This window comes from Streptomyces olivochromogenes (genome assembly GCF_021538895.1).
Taxonomy (GTDB): domain Bacteria; phylum Actinomycetota; class Actinomycetes; order Streptomycetales; family Streptomycetaceae; genus Streptomyces; species Streptomyces olivochromogenes_A.
This window is the reverse complement of the sequence record NZ_JADDRL010000157.1, coordinates 1-18,256: the sequence shown is the minus strand read 5'-3', so window position 1 is coordinate 18,256 and position 18,256 is coordinate 1. Positions and strand designations below refer to the sequence as shown.

The following is an 18,256-nucleotide window of genomic DNA, read 5'->3' as shown; positions in this document are numbered from 1 at the left end:
TGGGCCGGGCCGGTCCTCAGGGGGCGGGGCGGAGAGCGGACGTAGTCCGCACGCGTCGCGCAAATACCCGCCGTCTCCCGATTCGTCAAGTCCCGAGTCCTCGGAACGTGACCACGCCGTGGCGTTCGGGCCTACTTGAAGTGCGGGCCGAACCGGAAATACCGGAAACGGAAAATGGCCCCTCGATTAAGTAGGAGAAAATCATGACGCGCATCAACAAGAACCACGACCAGGCCCGCCCCAAGCGCGGTTTCCGTCTCTCGACCGCCGTTGCTTCGGCTGTCGTGGTTGCCGGGGGAATCCTGCTGCCGGCCACCGCCGCGTCGGCGGGGACGATGCCCGACGCGGCGGTCGTGACGCAGATGGCCACGCACCACAACGACCATCACAACGAGCATCACGACAAGCACCACAACAAGCATCACGACAAGCACGACAAGCACGACAACCACAAGGACAAGAAGAAGGGCAAGGGCAAGGGCGGCAACGGCGGCAACGGCGGTACCGGCGGTGTCCAGGGTGGCGACGGCGGTAACGGCGGTAACGGCGGCGTCGAGGGTGGCGACGGTGGTAACGGCGGTAACGGTGGCGTCCAGGGTGGCGACGGCGGTAACGGCGGTACGGGCGGTGTCCAGGGCGGTGACGGCGGTAACGGCGGTGCCGGCGGTGTCCAGGGTGGCGACGGCGGTAACGGCGGTAACGGTGGCGTCCAGGGTGGCGACGGCGGTAACGGCGGTACGGGCGGTGTCCAGGGTGGCGACGGCGGTAACGGCGGTAACGGCGGCGTCGAGGGTGGCGACGGCGGTAACGGCGGTATCGGTGGCGTCCAGGGTGGCGACGGCGGTAACGGCGGCGACGGTGGCGTCCAGGGCGGCAACGGCGGCGACGGCGGTGCCGGCGGTGTCCAGGGCGGCAACGGTGGCGACGGCGGCGACGCCATCTGACCGAAGCGCACCTGCGGCCCGGGCGGGTTTCCGACACCCGGGCCGCGATGCCCAGGGCGACGGGGGCGAGGGCCTTCCGGGCCTTCGCCCCCGTCGCTTCCTCCCGGAAGGAGACCCCCATGTCCAGGAAGTCCTGGCGACGCCCGATCGCCCTGGTGGCGACCGTGCTTGCCACCGCACTCGGCGCCGCGTGCTCCGCCCACACACAGCAGAGCCCCGCGCCCGAGCAGCCCGCCGCGGCCCACGCCGCCGACACCCACAGCGACTCCGCGGGGTGCGGCTCGGGCGGAGCCGGCGGCCGGGGAGGGGACAGCGGCGAGGGCGGCGAGCCCGGCGAGTCCGGCGAGTCCGGCAAGCCCGCCACCCACGAGTGCACCCGGTACAGCGACCTGCCGGACAAGCCGAAGGACGAGCTCGACGTGGCGGACAAGGCCCGCGTCGTACTGGTCCTGCTGAACGGCGGCGCGACCAAGGAGCAGATCGCCAAGAAGTACAAGATGCCGGAGCACGAGGTCGAGGCCTGGAAACAGGCTTATCTCAAGGGCGACTGGGCCGTGCTGATGGGCAACGGCTGAGCCCCCGAATCATTCCCGCACTCTCGCGAATTCTCGCCTTCAAGTCCTCCGCAACAAGTCCTTCGAACAATTCCTTCGAAAAGGGAAAAGGAAAAACACTCTCATGAACAGCAACTCCCGGAAGAACAGCCTGGCCGCGGCCGCCGTATCAATTCTCTTCGCCGCGGGCGGCGTACTGATCCCGGCAGGTTCGGTATTCGCCGCGCCGGCGCTGCACGGCCAGGTCGCGTCGGTCGGGACCGGGGTGCACGAGGACGGCCACAAGAAGGACGGGAAGGACCGCGACAAGAAGCATCACGACAAGAAGGGCCACAAGGACCACCACGACCGTCACCGACATGACGACGACCACGGGCGTCACGGCGGCGACGACTCCTGCCGCAGCGGCAACGGTGGCAACGGCGGCAATGGCGGCGACGGCACGGGCACGACCCCGCCGATCTGCACCGCGCCGGGCCAGAGCGGCACCGGCGGGGCCGGCGGACGCGGCGGCCGGGGCAACTGCGGCGGCCGCAACGGCAGCGACGGGCGCGGTGGCAGCGGCACCGGCGGCGGCAACGGCGGCCCCTGCCCCGAGCAGCCGAGCTCGCCCTCCCCCGAGAGCACGGACCCGGGCAAGCCGTCGACGCCGGACACCCCGTCGACGCCGGACACCCCGTCCCCCACGGAGGAGCCCACCACTCCGGATCAGCCGTCCACTCCGGACCAGCCGTCCACTCCGGACCAGCCCTCGACCCCGGATCAGCCCTCGACCCCCGACACGGGCGACTCCGGTGACGTGATCGTCAACTGACCGGTCGACCCGGTCGGACGAAGAACGGGACCTCCTGCCCCGCCGCCCCGCGGCGGGGCAGGCTCGTGTCAGCCTCCGGACAGCGACTGCTCGGCCCAGACGGTCTTGCCCACCCGGTCGTGGCGGGTGCCCCAGCGCTCGGCGAGCTGGGCGACCAGCAGCAGGCCCCGGCCGCCCTCGTCGAAGATCCGGGCGCGGCGCATGTGCGGGGTGGTGCTGCTGGAGTCGAAGACCTCGCAGGTCAAAGTGGAGTCCTGGTGGATCAGCCGCAGCTGGATGGGCGGCCGGCCGTAGCGGATCGCGTTGGTGACCAGCTCGCTGACCATCAGCTCGGTGACGAAGGCGGCGTCCTCCAGCCCCCACAGCGTCAGCTGCTGGTCGGCGTACCGGCGGGCCGTGGAGACGACGGTCGGGTCGCTCGCCAGTTCCCAGGCGGCGACCCGGTCGGCGTGCAGGACCCGGGTGCGGGCGACGAGCAGGGCGATGTCGTCCTCGGGCCGGTGGCTCAGCAGCTCGGTGAGGACCCGGTCGCAGACCGCGTCCAGCGTCGTCGCGGGGCGGGCGAGCGCGGCGAACATCTTGTCCAGCGCCTCGTCGATGTCGTGGTCGCGGGCTTCGAGCAGCCCGTCGGTGTAGAGGGCGAGCAGGCTGCCCTCCGGCAGTTCGGTGTCCACCGCCTCGAAGGGCAGACCGCCGAGCCCCAGGGGCGGGCCGGCGGGCACGTCGAGGAAGCGCACGGCGCCGTCCGGGGTGACGACGGCGGGCGGCGGATGGCCGGCCCGCGCGATCGAGCACCGGCCCGCGACCGGGTCGTAGACCGCGTACAGACAGGTCGTGCCGATGCCGCCGGCGGTCTCGGCGGCCGGGTCCGTGCTCCCCTCGTCCTGGGCCAGGTGGAGGACCAGGTCGTCGAGGTGGGTGAGGAGTTCGTCGGCCGGCAGGTCGACGTCGGCCAGGGTGCGCACGGCGGTCCGCAGCCGGCCCATGGTGGCGGTGGCGCGGAGGCCGTGGCCGACCACGTCGCCCACGACGAGGGCCACCCGCGCCCCGGACAGCGGGATCACGTCGAACCAGTCGCCGCCCACGCCGGCCCGGGTGGCGGCGGGCAGATAGCGGGTGGCGATCTCCAGCGCCGCCTGATTGGGCAGCGTGTGCGGCAGCAGGCTGCGCTGCAGCGCCATGGTGGTGGTGCGTGCCCGGGCGTACCCGCGGGCCTTGTGGATGTGGGCGGCCGCCCTGCCGGTGAGTTCCTCGGCGAGCCGCAGATCGTCCGGGCCGAACGGCTCCTCCCGCTGGTGCCGGCCGAACAGCGCCACACCGAGCGTGTTGCCCTGGGCGAGCAGCGGCACCACCATCAGCGAGTGCGTCCCGTACGCGCGCAGCCAGTCGGCGCTCGGGTCCAGGGCCGCCCACCGGGCGACGGCCGGATCCGTCGTCTCGTACAGGACGGGACGACCCGAGGCCAGGCACTGCGCGGGCGGGGAGTCCGCCTGGTAGGTGGTCGTCTCGCCCGGTTCGGTCCCCGACGCGGGGGCGTCGCCGTCCGCGACGGCCCGCACGGCGGCGCGGCGCAGGACCACCGGTCCCGTTGCCGCCTCTGCGGACACCTCGTCCGCGATCCGGGGGCTGTCGAGCAGGTCGACGGCGGCGAAGTCGGCGAGCCGGGGGACCGTGACCTCGGCGAGTTCCTGCGCGGTGCGGCCGAGGTCGGCGGTGGTGCCGATGCGCGTGCCGGCGTCGCTCAGCAGCCGCATCCGCTGGTGGGCGGCGGCGTCCTCGGACCGTTGGTGCGCCGCCAGGCAGACGGCGCGCACCCGTCCCGCCGCGTCCTTCAGCGGGGCGAGGACGACGGGCCGGCCGAGTTCCGGGGCGAGGCGGGCCTCCACCTCCTGCGGCTCACCGGAGTCCAGCACCTCGCGCAGTTTCGCGTCGGCCTCCTCGCCGCCGACGCCGGGTGCGATGTGCGGCAGGCGCAGTCCCCGCATCACGGCCTCGGGGAGGGAGAGCGCGCGCTCCATGCGGCGGTTGGCGCGCACCAGGCAGCGGTCGGTGTCGAAGACCGAAAGGACGAACGGGGACTGGTTGAACGCCCATTCCTCCAGCGCCCAGCCCTCGGGCGCGCGCGGTCCGGTCGCCACGGCCGTCACCACGAGCCAGTCGGTCACCCCGTCGTCCGCGGTACGGCGGTGGGCGAGCAGTCCCACCTCCAGGCGCCGGCCGTCCAGATGGCGCAGTGCCACGCTGCCGTTCCACCGGTCCCGCCCGGCCAGGGCGCGCCGGGCCGCCTCCGCGCCCTCGGCGGCGAGCAGCGCGGTGGCCGGCCGGCCGACGACGGCGGAGGGTTCGTGCCCGAGGAGCCGCCGGGCGCCCTCGCTCCAGCTGGTCAGGATGCCCTGTTCATCGATGGTGGCCGTGGCCGTGTACGTCGACTGTCGCTCCATCGCCGCTCATCCCGCCCTTGCTCGTCGGGCTCTCCTCCCCAGCATGATCCCGAGCGGCACGGAGCACCAACGCGAGGCCCGGGCGCCGCACGGCGAGGAGCCGGGGCGACTCCGAGAAATCTCCGTGAGCGGGGAACCGCGCTCCGGCCTCGCTGCGTGAAAGGGGACAAATCTCTTTTATTCCGGCATTACGTCTCCTGCTGTGGGGGTGCGAGTAGAGAGGACCGAGTCGCCGGGCCGATTCGTCGGAGGACGTCTCATGTCTGACCCACCCACTCCACGCACCGGAGCGCCGGTTCCCGTGTGTCCCGGGCTGACCCCGCGCGAACGGGAGACGCTGCGGCACATCGCGGCCGGGCGCACCTATGTGCAGGCGGCCCGTGCCATGGGGCTGTCCCCGCACACGGTCGACGCCTATCTGCGCCGCATCCGGGCCAAGCTGGACGCCGCCAGCACGGCCGAGCTGACCCGGCTGGCGATCGCCCTCGGCCTGTGACGCCCCGGCCCGCGCGTCCCCACGGGGACGGCGGCCGACCTGAGGGGGCGGCCGCCGCGGGTCCCGGGTCCGGGGCTATCCGTTGGCGAGTGCCTGCACCCTGTCCAGGGCCCCGTTGAACTTGTCGTGGTCCCCGACCGTCGGGCCGGAGGACGTGTACTGCCACATCGTGTAGTACGACCACCCGGCCGGCAGCGTCCCCGGATCCGAGGCGTAGCGCGCGATCCACAAGGGGCTGCGGGAGGCGAAACCGCCGTAGTTGCCGGTGCACTGGGTCCACCAGCTGGTGGCCGTGTAGATCACCGGGTCCCGGCCGGTGCGGGCCCGGTAGGTGTTCAGGAAGTCGGCGATCCAGTTGACCATGGCGCTCGCCGACTTGCCGTAGCAGGAGGCGCCGTACGGGTTCCACTCGATGTCGAGCGCGCCCGGCAGGGTCTTGCCGTCCCTGGACCAGCCGCCGCCGTGGTCGACGAAGTAGTTGGCCTGGGTGGCGCCGCTGGTGGTGTCCGGGGTCGCGAAGTGGTATGCGCCGCGGATCATGCCGACGTTGTAGGAACCGTTGTACTGCTGGGCGAAGTAGGGGTTCGTGTAGTACGTCCCCTCCGTCGCCTTGGTGTACGCCCACCTGACCCCGCTGTTCCACAGGGTCGACCAGGCCACGTTGCCTTGATAGCCGGCGACGTCGACGCCCTCGGTCTGGGTGACGTCACCGCTGGTGGGCGTGCCGTCCTGGCCGTCGTGGGCCAGGACGCCCATGCCCATGTGGGCCGAACCGCGGGAGGGGGTGGTCGCGGCGTCGGCGTTGGACAGCGGGAGGGTGAGGGAGAGTGCGGCCAGCAGCGTCGTGACGACGGCGGTGAGCGCGCGTGGGCGGATGGAGCCGGGTCTGTGCACGGGCATGACGTGCCTCCGAGGATGGGGTGGGGGAACCCCGGGGATGGGGTGGGGGACCGCGGATGACCCACTGGCGTGGGCATGCCATCTCTTGCCTGGTCAACAAGCTACGCACGTAGACGAGGGGCGGGAAGGGGGTCCGGAGGCTGCCGTTGGTCTACGCCTGAGAAATACTTACGGAGCTGCGGCAATGGCGGCGTTTGGCAGAAACTTTCAGGACCGCGAAACCGATCAGGGGTGCTGACGTGCACGAGGACGCAAACGGCAACGGACATCGCGTGTCCGCCCAGGTGACACCGAGTGGTGCAGACCAGGAGTTCCTGGCCCTGGAACGCGAGTTGACCGTGTTGCTGCGGCGCGCCCGCGCCAGCCAGGGCGAGATGGCCCGCGAGGTCCACCCGGACCTGGAGTCCGCCGCCTACGGACTGCTCGTCCGTCTCGACGAGCACGGCCGCCAGCGCGCCACCGAACTCGCCGGCTACATCGGCGTCGGCAAGGCCACCATGTCGCGTCAGCTGCGCGCCCTGGAGCAACTCGGCCTGGTCACCCGCGAGCCGGACCCGGCGGACGGCCGCGCCTGGCTGGTGACCCTCACCGACGAGGGCCGCGGCCGCGTCGGCCGGGTCCGCGAGGCCCGCCGCGCCCGCTACGTCAGCCAGCTCGCCCACTGGGACCGCACCGAGGTCGCGGAACTGGCCCGACTGCTGCACGAGTTGAACGGGGTCATGGAGAAGTAGCCCACGCGCCGGGCGCCGCCCAACCCGCGGGCTCCCGCGACCCCGCTCACAGCTCCACGTACACCACCGTCGCGTCGTCGTGCGTCTTGCTGCGCCGCAGGAACGCCCGCTCCTCCCGGTCGGCCTCCTCCAGGGTCCGCACCCGGTCGACCAGGGACCGGGCGCCCTCCTTGCGTACGACGGTGAAGCAGTCGGTCCAGTCGCCCTCGCGGAACTTCTCCACCCAGCGGGTGGCCCCGTCGGTCAGCGCGGTCAGGGCGCGGACCTCGCGGCGCGGCAGGGTGCCGGTGACCGCGCGGGCGGCGACCGAGGGATCGGCGGCGGCCGTGAAGAAACCTCCCTCCTTGTTGCGGACGGTGGAGTCCACCAGGGCGTCCGTGGCCAGGGAGGTGCGGGGGAGGAGGGAGAGACGGTCGTCCAGGACGGCGGTGACCGTGCCCCCGGGGGACTCCAGGAGGAGGGCCGAGTCGGAGAGGACCAGGTACTCGACGGTGTCCTGCGACCAGCGGGTCAGGACCACCGTTGCCTGAGGGGTGCGTGGGTGAGAAAGGTCACAGGTCGCGGTATGGGCGTCGACCGTGCGACGGATCGCCCGCGCCAGGATCTCCGCCAGCGTCAGATCTCGGCAGGAAACGGTCAGTTCGGTCAGCGCCCCGCCGAGCCGCGCGGTGAACCAGGGAACGGAATGGAGACAGCCCGTACCGTCCCTCGGCGGGGTCACCCCGTCCAGGACGATCACGCAACCACCCTGTCCGGAGGCGGGTAGTCCGACACCGGCGAAGTCCTCGTTGGGGCGGTCGGGGACGCCGGGCTCCGATACGACTTCAGTACGCATTCGGCCAGTCTGCACGAGCCCTTCACGCCGTCCGCCAAAGGCTGGCAACCGTCCGGAAATCTCCACAGTCGCGCAGGTCAGACGCCTGGTTTGGGGTGGAATAGCGCACTCCGGGAAAGCGTGGTGGCGAATACTGCCAAAGCCTGCCGCCCGCGTCCAACCGGCCCGCCGGGAACCGTCCCCGCACACACCGGGGGAACTTGCCCGCCAACTCCCGTCCGAGGTTCACTCCTTCGGGTGGCGGGTCAGGTGATGCGCGACCACCGCCCACCGGCGCTGGGAGGGTCGGGGACCGTACCGGGTACGCACGGTGCTCGGCGCCGAGATGACGACGTGCCACCCGGGCCCATCAGTACACGAGTTCAGGATTGCGAGCATCGGTGCAGAAGAAGCGGCCTCGGGACACAGGCAGGCGGACCGCGTCCGAAGGGGGCGCCGAGCGCACCTCCGTCGGCACCGGCCGCCCGACCCATGTACGCAACCGGCTGATCGTCGCCGTGGCCGTCGTGGCCGCCGCCATCGCCGGGGCCGGAGCCCCGTCCGTCCTCGCCGCCTCCGGGCAACTGAGCGACTCCCAGAACCTGGTGACCCTGGCCGGCCGTACCCAGCACGCGCTCGCCCTCGCCCACTCGCTCGCCGACGAGCGCGACGAGGTCATCTCCTACATAGCGGCCGGCCGCCCGAAGTCCAAGGCGCCCACCGAGCAGCGCAGCGCCCGGGTCGACCGGCAGGTCGAGGACCTGCGCGCGGACACCGACACCCCCGGCTGGCTGCGGGACGACCTCGACGGCATCGCGGCCGTGCGCCGCGCCGCGCTGACCGGCAAGAGCACCGCCCTTCAGGCCCACCAGGCCTACTCCGAGGCCATCACCGAGCTGCACCGGCTCGCCGAGGACCTCGCCGAGCAGATGCCGCCACGGGCCGGCTCGGGGGCGTACGCCCTCGCCGAGCTCGACTCCGCCGTGCAGCAGTCCGCCTCCGCCCGCGGCCTGCTCCTCGCGGCCCTCGACGTGCCGTCCACCACCCAGACGATCATCAGCCCCACCACCGGCCTGCCCACGACGACCACCGTCACCTCCGCGGTCGGCCAGAAGCAGCGCGACGCCCTCAGCGCCGCCGCCCAGCAGGCCCGCCTGCGCTCCGACGCCGCCCTCGCCGACTTCCGCGACTCCGCGCCCAAGTCGGCCGTGGCCTCGTACGACTCCACGGTCACCGGCCCCGAGGTCAACTCCGCCGACAAGTACCTGGCCGCCCTCACCGACGAGCCGACGCTGTCCGACAGCGACCTCGCCATGAGCACCAAGAAGCTGGACGCGGCCCTGTCCGCCCGCGTCGACATGATGCGCGGCGTCGAGTCCTCCCTCTTCGACCACCGCACCAAGGAACTCGAAGGGCTGCGCGACGACGACGTCACGGCGCTGGAGATCCGGATCGCGGTGCTCGGCGCCCTCATGCTGGTCGCCGTCGGTATCGCCACCGCGATGGCCCGCACCCTCACCCGCCCGCTCTCGGTGCTGCGCCGCGGCTCGGCCCGGCTGGCCGAGGCCGAGAACCCGGGGGCCGAGGAGCCCGTCAAGTTCACCGGCCGCAACGACGAGTTCGCCCAGGTCGTCCGCTCCGTCAACGCCCTGCACGCGCACGCCGCGACCCTGCACGAGCGCATCGCCACCCTGGAGACCGACCGCAAGCACCTGGTCGGCCAGCGCCAGAAGATGGCCGACGCCCGCGAGGGACTGCGCGCCGAGCTCGCCGAGTCCAGCGCCCAGCTGGAGCGGCTGCGCACCAGCATCGGCGGTACGTTCGTCAACCTCGCGCTGCGCACCCTGGGCCTGGTGGAGCGCCAGCTGGCCGTCATCGAGGGCCTGGAGGAGCGCGAGCAGGACCCCGACCGGCTCGCCACGCTCTTCAAGCTCGACCACTTCGCCACGGTCATGCGCCGCCACAGCGAGAACCTGCTCGTCCTGTCCGGCACCGAGCACGTCCAGCAGCACCACGGGCCGGTCCCGCTGGTGGACGTCGTACGGGCCGCGGTCAGCGAGATCGAGCGGTACGAGCGGGTCCGTATCGCCGCCCTGCCCCCGCACGCGCACGTGGCGGGCTTCGCGGCCGACGACCTCTCCCACCTGCTGGCCGAACTCATGGAGAACGCCACCACGTTCTCCCCGCCGGACGTGCCCGTCGAGGTCTCCGGCTGGCTGTTGGAGAGCGGCGAGATCATGCTCTCCGTCCAGGACGAGGGCATCGGCATGACCGCCGAGCGCCTGGAGCGCCTCAACTCCCGCCTCGCCGACTTCGACCCGGAGTCGCCGTACGAGCAGGAGGGCGAGGACGGCCTCGGGCTCGGCCTGTACGTCGTGGCCCGCCTGGCCCACCGCCACGGCTCGCGCGTCCAGCTGCGCGAGCAGAAGCAGGGCGGTATCGCCGCGGTCGTGGTCCTGCCGCAGACCCTGCTGGCGGAGCCCCCGGCGACGGCGGTCCCGTCCTCCTCGACCGTGGTCGGCGGCATCCCCGCCGTCACCCTGCCCGGCGCGGACGCCGAGGCCAACTCCAACGTGCTGTACGGCCGCGCCAAGGACACCGACCCGCTGGTGGCACTGGCGGAGAAGACGGTCCGGGAGACGACGGCGCCGGAGCCGACGCCGACACCGGAGCAGACGGCGGAGCCCGCGCCCGAGCCGACGCCGGAGCCCGAGTCGGCCGCGTCCGAACCGGAGTCGGCCGAGCCGCACCCGGAGCCCTTCGCCGCGCCGCAGCCGCTGTCGCACCCCGAGTCTTCGGTCGAGCCGGACACGGCTCCCGTCGAGACCACCATGGAACTGCTGGCACCGGAGATCCCCGCAGACCCTTACGCCATCGGTCCGGACACGCACGAGCGCGCGGCGGACGAGACACAGGAGCGGGTCACCGACAAGGGGCTGCCCAAGCGCACCCCGAAGATCAGCGACCCGGTACCGGCCCCGCGCCGGCGGACCGGCTCGGTGGACGCCGAGGCACTGCGCCGTCGTCTGGGAGGTTTCCGTCGGGGGGCGGAAGCCGGCCACCGGGACGTCGCGGCGGAGATCGCCGAACGGACGGCCCAGAACGAGCGGCCCGACTCCGTACCAGTACATGCCGAAGAAGCCACGGGGGGCACAGTCGAGGAGGCAAGCAGTTGACCGCGCCCAGTACCTTCGGACTGAGCAGTGAAGCCCGCAATCTGCACTGGCTGCTGACCAATCTCGTCGAGGAGGTGCCGGGCATCCAGTCGGTGGCCGTCGTCTCCTCCGACGGTCTGCTGCTCCTTTCCTCCGACCCCGGGGCCAACGCCGATGCCAGGGAGGCCCGCAGCGAGCGGCCGAGGGGCCCGCGCGGCTCCTCCGCCGACCTCGCCACCGTCGTCTCCGGCATCGGCAGCCTCACCATCGGCGCCGCCCGCCTGATGGAGTTCGGCGGTGTCCGGCACACGATGGTCGCGATGGACGAGGGCAGCCTCTTCGTGATGTCCATCAGCGACGGCTCGCTGCTCGGCGTGCATGGCTCCGCGGACTGCGACATGAGCGTGGTGGCCTACCACATGGCGCTCTTCGTGGGCCGCGCCGGCCACGTCCTCACCCCCGAACTCCGCAGCGAACTCCGCAAATCCCTGGAGACCGAGCCGGCGCGGGGCACCCGATGAGCGGCGGCGGTCCGAAGAAGCGGCTCCCGGTGCGCGGCGGCGACCGCAAGCCCGCCCGCGTCCGCCCCTACTCGCTCACCGGCGGCCGTACCCGCTTCGGCCACGTCCTCCTCGTGGAGACGTTCGTGGCCGCTCTGGAGGCTCCCGAGGAACGCAAGGAACTGGCGAATGGTCTTGCCGCCGGCCGGGTCATGCCGGAGATGCGGGCCATCGTCGAACTGTGCCGCCGCATGCGTACGGTGGCCGAGATCGCCGCGCTGCTGAGGATGCCGCTCGGCGTGGTCCGCGTGCTCCTGAGCGACCTCGCGGACCAGGGAAAGATCCGTGTATATGGAACCGGCACCGGTCATGGCACAGGCCGCCCGGACCGCGCTCTGCTGGAAAGGGTGCTGAGTGGACTCCGTCGTCTCTGACGCCGCTCTTGGCGTCGCTCCCCTCCTCGGGTCCTCCGAGCCCGACGAGGACCTGAAGTCCTGGCAGACGGACCGCACCCGTGCCCCGATAGCCACGAAGATAGTCGTGGCCGGCGGCTTCGGCGTCGGCAAGACGACGCTGGTCACCGCCGTCTCGGAGATCACGCCGCTGCAGACCGAGGCGCTGATGACCGAGGCGAGCGAGGAGACCGACGACCTCACCGCCACGCCCGGCAAGCTCACCACCACCGTGGCCATGGACTTCGGCCGCATCACGCTCGACGACGACCTGGTGCTCTACCTGTTCGGCACGCCGGGCCAGCAGCGGTTCTGGTTCATGTGGGACGACCTGGTGCGCGGCGCGATCGGTGCCGTCGTGCTGGCCGACACCCGCCGCCTGAAGGACTGCTTCCCCGCGCTCGACTACTTCGAGAGCTGCGGGATGCCGTACGTCGTCGCCGTCAACCACTTCGACGGCAGCGAGCGGTTCGAACCGGAGGACGTGCGGGAGGCCCTCACGATCCCCGCGCACATACCTGTCATGATCATGGACGCGCGGCGCCGGATCTCGGCGATCGAGACCCTTCTGGCCCTCGTCGGCCACGCGCTCGAGGAAACCCCCGAGTAAGTCCCCGTTAGGAGCCCTCACCCGCATGCGGAAGATACTCGTCGTCGGAGCCGGCCAGTCCGGCCTCCAGCTCGCCCTCGGACTCCAGTCGCACGGATACGAGGTCACCCTGATGTCGAACCGGACCGCGGACGAGATCCGCTCCGGCCGGGTCATGTCGACGCAGTGCATGTTCGACACCGCACTGCAGCACGAGCGCGATCTCCAGCTGAACTTCTGGGAGTCCCAGGCCCCGAAGATCGAAGGACTCGGCGTCTCGGTGGCGGCCCCCGGCTCGCACGACCCCGGTCCGACCCAGCGGGCGATCGACTGGGTGGGCAGGCTCGACGGGTACGCGCAGTCGGTGGACCAGCGGGTGAAGATGGCCGGCTGGATGGAGACCTTCGCCCAGCGCGGCGGCCAGCTGGTCATCCACGGCGCGGCGGTCTCCGACCTCGACTACTTCTCCCGTACGTACGACCTGGTGCTGGTCTCGGCGGGCAAGGGCGAACTCGTCCAGATGTTCGGCCGGGACGCCGAGCGCTCCCCGTACAGCGAGCCGCAGCGCGCCCTCGCGGTGGCCTACGTCCACGGTCTCGGCCCGCGCCCGGAGCACCCGGAGTTCGACGCGGTCCGCTGCAACCTGGTCCCCGGCGTCGGCGAGCTGTTCGTCATGCCGACGCTGACCACCTCCGGCCGCGCCGACATCCTGTTCTGGGAGGGCATACCCGGCGGCCCGCTGGACGTCTTCAACGGCGTCAAGGACCCGGCGGAGCACCTCTCCCTGACCCTGGAACTCATGGAGAAGTTCACGCCCTGGGAGCACGAACGGGCCAAGGCCGTCGAGCTGACGGACGCCGGCGGCACCCTGTCCGGCCGGTACGCCCCCACCGTCCGCAACCCCGTCGGCCGCCTCCCCGGCGGCGGCCTGGTGCTGGGCGTCGCGGACGTGGTCGTCGCCAACGACCCGATCACCGGCCAGGGTTCCAACTCGGCCGCCAAGTGCGCGGCCGCCTACCTCGCCTCGATCCTCGAACACGGGGACAAGGAGTTCGACGAGGCCTGGATGCGGGCCACCTTCGACCGGTACTGGGCGACGGCCGGGCACGTCACCAAGTGGACGAACGCGATGCTGGCGCCGCCGCCGGAGCACATCCTCAACCTGATCGGCGCGGCGGGCCAGCTCCCGCCGGTGGCGGATCGGTTCGCCAACGCCTTCAACGACCCGGCCGACTTCGAGAACTTCTTCTACGAGCCCGAGAAGACCGCGGCCTACCTCGGCTCGGTGACCGGGGCCTAGACGCCGGTGCGGGTGCGGGTGCCGGGCGGCTGTGAGGTGGACGTGGCCGGTCGCGCGGCGCCCCGTGCCCCCAGGGGCGTGAGCCCCGGCGGGTTGTAGAGCGGGAGGGGCTTGGCCTTGGGGTCCGGCCGTACCGCTCCCAGGATGGGGTTGGACGCGATCGGGGAGACCTTGACGCGGTCGCCGGGGCGCGGGGCCTGGACCACCATGCCGTCGCCCAGGTACATCGCCACGTGCGTGGCCTCCGGGAAGTAGAGGACCAGGTCGCCGGGGCGCAGCTCGGTCAGCGGGATGCGGTGCAGCCGCGCCCACTGCTCCTGACTGGTCCGCGGGATCGGCGTACCGGCGTGTTCCCAGGCCTCGGAGGTCAGGCCCGAGCAGTCGTACGACCGCGGGCCCTGCGCGCCCCACTCGTACGGCTTCCCCAGCTGCTCCACGGCGTAGCGCACGGCCCGGTCGCCCTGTTGCGAAGGAGTCCGTCTGGTGCTGAGCGCGCCGGAGGTGACGAGCTTCTTCTGTGCCTCGGCGACCCCGTTCTGTTCGAACGCGGCGAGTTCGGCGAGCCGGGCGCCGCTGAGGGTGGTGAGCATCTTCTCCACCTGGGCGAGCCGGGAGCGTACCTCGTCCCGGGCGTTCTTCTGCCGCTCGGCGAGGGTGCGTTGGCCGTCCAGCACCTTGCGGGCCTCGCGGACCAGCTCGTCCTTCTTCTTCTCGTGCTCGGCGAGCCGCCGCACCGTCTTGATCCGCTCCCGCGACAACTGCCCGATCACATGGCCCTCGTCCAGCGCGTGCTGCGGATCGCGGGCGAGGAGCAGACGCAGGTACGGCGAGAGCGCGCTGCTGCCCTGGTACTGCTGCCGGGCCAGCCGGCCGACGGCGCTCCGGCTGTCGTGCAGGGCGAGCCGGGCGCGGGTCAGTTCGTCGTCCAGCTTCGCCATCCGGGCGTTCTGTACCTTCAACTTCTCCTTGCTGGCGTTGAAGGTCTCGGTGGCCTGTTCCGCCTGCCGGTACAGCTGCTGAAGATCCGTCAGCAGCTGGGAGACCGGCCGCCCCGGCTCGGGCGCGGCCACGGCGGGAAGCGGCGCGAGGACCGTGGGGCCCGCGACGGCGGCCGCACAGGCCAGGCGCAGAAGGCTTCCTGACACGTCTTCACCTCCGGTGCGGGGCGGGCGGACCCTCCGCCACTCTCCGCACCGAGAGCATCAGACGTACGTGCCCGGGTAGCGTGTGAAGGCTGCGCGGTTCGGCGCAACGATGTCACCCTTCGGGGTCATCCGGCTTGCCGGACGACGTGGTGTCCGGCTTCGACCAGGGCCACTTGAGCTTGGAGCCGCGCCTGCCCTCCGGGTCGTACTCGTACTTCCACCCCTGGACCAGCCGCAGGCGACTGCTGTAGGTGCGCGGCACGCGGCGGTAGACGAGCACGGTCGGCCTGCCGCCGTGCGGGTCCGGGACGGGGATGCGGTAGGTCTTCGGGGGATGGCCGGTGGGGCCCAGCAGCACGGGGAGCACGCGCCCGTCCATGGGCCCGCCCTCGAAGGGGGTGTCCTGACTCTTCACGGAACCAGTTTCAGCCATCCTCGGACAGCCCGGCGACGAGGCCGGCCGTCTGCGGGTCGCGGGCGGCGGTCACCGCCAGCACCGCCACGAACTGGTCGACCAGCCAGTCGCGCAGCTCATCGACGGGCGGCTGCTTGTCCTCGTCGAGCCAGATGAGGGAGGCCGCCTCCACGGCCGTGATCCACATCCGCACGGTCATGCGCAGCCGGGGCCCCGGATCCTTGATGCCGAGGTGGTTGAAGATGTGCACGGTGGCGGCCCGGCGCACCGAGTCCACGATGGCGGTGGTACGGGAGGTCTCCACCACGCTGCCGCCCTGCAGCAGCGCGCTGAAGCCGGCGTCGTGCTCGTCGACGAAGGCGAGATAGCGGTCCAGGGCGTGGGAGAGGCGCGTCAGGGGAGGGCCCTGGCGGGGCTCGTCGAAGCAGTGCTCCAGCTCGTCGGCCGCCGATCTGAGCGCGGCCTCGTACAGCTGCTGCTTGCCGCCCGGGAAGTACCGGTACACCAGCGGCCGCGAGACTCCGGCCGCCTCCGCCACGTCGTCCAGCGAGACCTCCTCCGGCGCGCGGTGCGCGAACAGCGACAGCGCGGCGTCGAGCAGCTGACTGCGCCGCTCCTCGACGCTGAGGCGACGGTAGGCGGGAGTGGGGGCGGCGGGGGTCATGCCAGGAAGCGTAATCGCGCGACCGCGAGGACCGGCACCCGGAGCCGGGGCGGGCCCGGCCTCGTTCCCCGGTGCCGGCACGCGTGAGCCCCGCCGCCCGGCCGCTACGCCAGCAGGCCCGAGGACTTCCACAGCCGGCGTCCGACGCCCCGCAGGACCCCGATGTCGTCCAGGAAGTCCGTCAGCCGCTTCGCCCCGGTCTGCATCACCTCGCGGCGGTGGGCGCTGGCCTTCACCTGGGCCATCGCCTCCCGCTTGTCCAGGCCCACGTTCGTGTAGACCTCGGGGTTGATGAAGGCCACCGAGAACACCCGGGCGAACTCGCCGGAGGTGACCCGGGTGAACTCCTGGGACCACTTGGGGGCCGTCAGCATCTGGCGGCGCAGTTCCTCGCGGGCGTACCGGACGTGCCGCGCCTCCTCGACCACGTGGATCCGGGTCACCCCGCGCACGAGGGGCTGGACCCGCTCGTCGGGGAAGGTCAGCCGCTGCATCCAGTCGAGGACCTCCTCGCCGAGCAGGGTGGCGGTGAAGGAACCCGGCGTGGTGGAGATCGTCTTGAACAGGCGGCCGAGGTTCATGTGGGCCCGGCTCACCGGGTACCAGGGCGCGTCACCGCGCGAGATCAGCCGGGCGAACATCTTGGAGTGCCGGCACTCGTCCTCGATCTCGGTGAGGGCGTAGCGCACGTGCGCGCTCGTCGCCGCCTTGTCGTAGATGTGCCGCACCAGCAGCTGCATCAGGATGATCTCGAACCAGATCCCCAGCGAGGCCAGTGCCGCGGCCTCGTGCTGGGAGAGCAGGATCCGCTGCTCCTCGCTCATCCGCTTCCACAGCGGGGTGTCGTACAGCGACACCAGCTCCGGTGGCCAGAACCACTTGCCCTCCTCGAAGGGCGCGTCCCAGTCCAGCTCCTCGTCGGGGTCGAAGGAGTGCTTGGCGGAAGAGACGAGCAGTCGTTCGGCCACCTGCTCCCGGTCCTTGAGCAGGCCGAGCGCGTCGCGCAGGCCGTCCAGCGCGTCGGCTTCCGTCACGGTCGTCATGGCTCCCTCACTCCGTTACCGGGGGGTTCGTCGTCCGCCTCTTATGAGACTGCTTGTCAGCAAGACCGTCAATCCCCTACGCATGACTTGTTGACTCGGCGTCTACGTGTGAGCCTGCCAGGTATGCCGACCTACGACCTGTACGCCAAGGACCCGGGAGACTCCCTCTGGCAGGTGCCCGCGACCGGCGCTGCCCGGTTCAACTGGGAGTACGACGACGGCCGCGACCGTCTGCTCGCCCTGTACCAGAAGGGCAAGGACAAGCAGTGGGACGGGCAGAAGCGGATCGACTGGCACCTGGAAGTCGATCCCTACGACCCGCTCGGCACCCCCGACGAGGCGCTGTCGCTCTACGGCAGCAAGTACTGGGCGAAGCTCACCGAGAAGGACAAGGGCGAGCTGCGCATGCACTACGCCTCCTGGCAGTTCAGCCAGTTCCTGCACGGCGAGCAGGGCGCGATGATCTGCGCCGCGCGGATCGTGGAGTCCGTCCCCGACCTGGACGCCAAGTTCTACTCCGCGACCCAGACGATGGACGAGGCCCGGCACGCCGAGATCTACGGCCGCTTCCTGCACGAGAAGATCGGGATGCTCTACCCGATCAACGACAACCTCCAGGCCCTGCTGGGCGACACGCTCCGCGACAGCCGCTGGGACATGCCGTACCTGGGCATGCAGGTCCTCATCGAGGGGCTCGCCCTCGCCGCCTTCGGGATGATCCGGGACACCACCGACAAGCCCCTGCCCCAGCAGATCCTGGCCTACGTCATGCAGGACGAGGCCCGGCACGTGGCCTTCGGCCGCATGGCGCTGCGCGACTACTACAAGCAGCTCACCGACGCCGAGCTCCGCGAGCGCGAGGAGTTCGTCATCGAGGGCTGCTATCTGATGCGCGACCGGCTGCGCGGGGTCGAGGTGCTGGAGAACTTCGGCATCCCCACGGCGGAGGCGGAGGAGCTGAGCGAGCGGTCCGAGTTCCTCCAGCTCTTCCGCAAGCTGCTGTTCAGCCGCATCGTGCCCTGCGTCAAGGACATCGGCCTGTGGGGCAAGCGCCTGCAGCAGGCCTATGTCGACATGGGCGTCCTGGAGCTGGGCGACTCCAACCTGGACCTGCTGATGGCCCAGGACGAGGAGATCGCCGAGCGACTGGACGCGGAGCGCTTCGCGGTGGAGGAACGCGAGCGCGTGGCGGAGGTGGACGAGACGATTCGGGCGGGCGAGTACGGACCGGGCACGTCCGTGCAGTAGCGTGCTGGCGTGTCCATGCCTCCGCCGCCCCAGCAGCCCCAGTACCCGCAG

18 protein-coding genes are annotated in these 18,256 nt (G+C 71.5%); 11 read left to right on the top strand and 7 right to left on the bottom strand.

Annotation, left to right across the window (positions count from 1 at the left end; translation table 11 throughout):
• Positions 1–203: 203 nt before the first annotated feature.
• The 3 genes from IPZ69_RS47255 (at position 204) to IPZ69_RS42530 (ending at position 2,312) form a co-directional block, all read left to right on the top strand.
• The gene (locus IPZ69_RS47255) at positions 204–944 is read left to right on the top strand and encodes a hypothetical protein (RefSeq protein WP_268835755.1); all 741 of its coding nucleotides are present in this window, start codon (positions 204–206) and stop codon (positions 942–944) included.
• Positions 945–1,063: 119 nt separating this feature from the next.
• Positions 1,064–1,519 (top strand): hypothetical protein, encoded by a 456-nt coding sequence (locus tag IPZ69_RS42535; RefSeq protein ID WP_235460246.1) that lies wholly within the window; start codon positions 1,064–1,066, stop codon positions 1,517–1,519.
• Between the two features lie 103 nt (positions 1,520–1,622).
• On the top strand, positions 1,623–2,312 hold the full coding sequence (locus IPZ69_RS42530; protein ID WP_235460245.1) for a hypothetical protein: 690 nt from the start codon (positions 1,623–1,625) through the stop codon (positions 2,310–2,312).
• Positions 2,313–2,380: 68 nt separating this feature from the next.
• Here IPZ69_RS42530 and IPZ69_RS42525 read toward each other — a convergent pair whose 3' ends face one another.
• The gene (locus IPZ69_RS42525) at positions 2,381–4,753 is read right to left on the bottom strand and encodes a SpoIIE family protein phosphatase (RefSeq protein WP_235460244.1); all 2,373 of its coding nucleotides are present in this window, start codon (positions 4,751–4,753) and stop codon (positions 2,381–2,383) included.
• Positions 4,754–5,012: 259 nt separating this feature from the next.
• Here IPZ69_RS42525 and IPZ69_RS42520 point away from each other — a divergent pair, with 259 nt between their 5' ends.
• Positions 5,013–5,249: a response regulator transcription factor gene (locus IPZ69_RS42520; RefSeq protein ID WP_235460243.1), complete on the top strand. Its 237-nt coding sequence runs from the start codon at positions 5,013–5,015 to the stop codon at positions 5,247–5,249.
• Between the two features lie 75 nt (positions 5,250–5,324).
• Here the strand turns inward: IPZ69_RS42520 and IPZ69_RS42515 are convergent, their stop codons facing one another.
• Positions 5,325–6,149 (bottom strand): lysozyme, encoded by an 825-nt coding sequence (locus tag IPZ69_RS42515; RefSeq protein WP_235460242.1) that lies wholly within the window; start codon positions 6,147–6,149, stop codon positions 5,325–5,327.
• 239 nt (positions 6,150–6,388) lie between these two features.
• On the opposite strand from IPZ69_RS42515, the gene IPZ69_RS42510 reads away from it, so the two are divergent.
• On the top strand, positions 6,389–6,880 hold the full coding sequence (locus IPZ69_RS42510; protein ID WP_235460241.1) for a MarR family winged helix-turn-helix transcriptional regulator: 492 nt from the start codon (positions 6,389–6,391) through the stop codon (positions 6,878–6,880).
• Positions 6,881–6,926: 46 nt separating this feature from the next.
• On the opposite strand, the gene IPZ69_RS42505 is transcribed toward IPZ69_RS42510, so the two are convergent.
• Positions 6,927–7,715: a protein phosphatase 2C domain-containing protein gene (locus IPZ69_RS42505; RefSeq protein WP_235460240.1), complete on the bottom strand. Its 789-nt coding sequence runs from the start codon at positions 7,713–7,715 to the stop codon at positions 6,927–6,929.
• Between the two features lie 380 nt (positions 7,716–8,095).
• On the opposite strand from IPZ69_RS42505, the gene IPZ69_RS42500 reads away from it, so the two are divergent.
• The 5 genes from IPZ69_RS42500 to IPZ69_RS42480 are packed head-to-tail and all read left to right on the top strand — an operon-like array spanning position 8,096 to position 13,690.
• On the top strand, positions 8,096–10,870 hold the full coding sequence (locus IPZ69_RS42500) for a sensor histidine kinase (protein WP_235460239.1): 2,775 nt from the start codon (positions 8,096–8,098) through the stop codon (positions 10,868–10,870).
• Positions 10,867–11,370, top strand: coding sequence for a roadblock/LC7 domain-containing protein (locus tag IPZ69_RS42495; protein ID WP_235460238.1), 504 nt, complete (start codon positions 10,867–10,869; stop codon positions 11,368–11,370). Before IPZ69_RS42500 ends, IPZ69_RS42495 begins: the two co-directional genes overlap by 4 nt.
• Positions 11,367–11,783 (top strand): DUF742 domain-containing protein, encoded by a 417-nt coding sequence (locus IPZ69_RS42490; protein WP_235460237.1) that lies wholly within the window; start codon positions 11,367–11,369, stop codon positions 11,781–11,783. The genes IPZ69_RS42495 and IPZ69_RS42490 overlap by 4 nt, the downstream gene beginning before the upstream one ends.
• Positions 11,764–12,411 (top strand): GTP-binding protein, encoded by a 648-nt coding sequence (locus tag IPZ69_RS42485; RefSeq protein ID WP_235460236.1) that lies wholly within the window; start codon positions 11,764–11,766, stop codon positions 12,409–12,411. The genes IPZ69_RS42490 and IPZ69_RS42485 overlap by 20 nt, the downstream gene beginning before the upstream one ends.
• 25 nt (positions 12,412–12,436) lie before the next feature.
• A complete protein-coding gene (locus IPZ69_RS42480; protein WP_235460235.1) occupies positions 12,437–13,690 on the top strand; it encodes a styrene monooxygenase/indole monooxygenase family protein in 1,254 nt (417 codons plus the stop codon).
• Here IPZ69_RS42480 and IPZ69_RS42475 read toward each other — a convergent pair.
• The 4 genes from IPZ69_RS42475 to IPZ69_RS42460 form a co-directional block, all read right to left on the bottom strand.
• Positions 13,687–14,835: a C40 family peptidase gene (locus IPZ69_RS42475; RefSeq protein ID WP_235460234.1), complete on the bottom strand. Its 1,149-nt coding sequence runs from the start codon at positions 14,833–14,835 to the stop codon at positions 13,687–13,689. The genes IPZ69_RS42480 and IPZ69_RS42475 overlap by 4 nt on opposite strands.
• Positions 14,836–14,947: 112 nt before the next feature.
• On the bottom strand, positions 14,948–15,250 hold the full coding sequence (locus IPZ69_RS42470) for a hypothetical protein (protein WP_374295795.1): 303 nt from the start codon (positions 15,248–15,250) through the stop codon (positions 14,948–14,950).
• Between the two features lie 10 nt (positions 15,251–15,260).
• Complete coding sequence (locus tag IPZ69_RS42465; protein ID WP_235460232.1) at positions 15,261–15,914, bottom strand: TetR/AcrR family transcriptional regulator; 654 nt, start codon at positions 15,912–15,914, stop codon at positions 15,261–15,263.
• Positions 15,915–16,018: 104 nt separating this feature from the next.
• A complete protein-coding gene (locus IPZ69_RS42460) occupies positions 16,019–16,957 on the bottom strand; it encodes an AurF N-oxygenase family protein (protein WP_235460231.1) in 939 nt (312 codons plus the stop codon).
• Positions 16,958–17,080: 123 nt separating this feature from the next.
• Here IPZ69_RS42460 and IPZ69_RS42455 point away from each other — a divergent pair, with 123 nt between their 5' ends.
• Positions 17,081–18,205, top strand: coding sequence for a ferritin-like domain-containing protein (locus IPZ69_RS42455; protein WP_235460230.1), 1,125 nt, complete (start codon positions 17,081–17,083; stop codon positions 18,203–18,205).
• Positions 18,206–18,256 lie beyond the last annotated feature (51 nt).

Bases quoted from the DNA above. Each gene is read 5' to 3' on its own strand.
- IPZ69_RS47255 (WP_268835755.1), top strand. From the start codon at position 204: ATGACGCGCATCAACAAGAACCACGACCAGGCCCGCCCCAAGCGCGGT.
- IPZ69_RS42535 (WP_235460246.1), top strand. From the start codon at position 1,064: ATGTCCAGGAAGTCCTGGCGACGCCCGATCGCCCTGGTGGCGACCGTG.
- IPZ69_RS42530 (WP_235460245.1), top strand. From the start codon at position 1,623: ATGAACAGCAACTCCCGGAAGAACAGCCTGGCCGCGGCCGCCGTATCA.
- IPZ69_RS42525 (WP_235460244.1), bottom strand. From the start codon at position 4,753: ATGGAGCGACAGTCGACGTACACGGCCACGGCCACCATCGATGAACAG.
- IPZ69_RS42520 (WP_235460243.1), top strand. From the start codon at position 5,013: ATGTCTGACCCACCCACTCCACGCACCGGAGCGCCGGTTCCCGTGTGT.
- IPZ69_RS42515 (WP_235460242.1), bottom strand. From the start codon at position 6,149: ATGCCCGTGCACAGACCCGGCTCCATCCGCCCACGCGCGCTCACCGCC.
- IPZ69_RS42505 (WP_235460240.1), bottom strand. From the start codon at position 7,715: ATGCGTACTGAAGTCGTATCGGAGCCCGGCGTCCCCGACCGCCCCAAC.
- IPZ69_RS42490 (WP_235460237.1), top strand. From the start codon at position 11,367: ATGAGCGGCGGCGGTCCGAAGAAGCGGCTCCCGGTGCGCGGCGGCGAC.
- IPZ69_RS42480 (WP_235460235.1), top strand. From the start codon at position 12,437: ATGCGGAAGATACTCGTCGTCGGAGCCGGCCAGTCCGGCCTCCAGCTC.
- IPZ69_RS42465 (WP_235460232.1), bottom strand. From the start codon at position 15,914: ATGACCCCCGCCGCCCCCACTCCCGCCTACCGTCGCCTCAGCGTCGAG.
- IPZ69_RS42460 (WP_235460231.1), bottom strand. From the start codon at position 16,957: ATGACGACCGTGACGGAAGCCGACGCGCTGGACGGCCTGCGCGACGCG.
- IPZ69_RS42455 (WP_235460230.1), top strand. From the start codon at position 17,081: ATGCCGACCTACGACCTGTACGCCAAGGACCCGGGAGACTCCCTCTGG.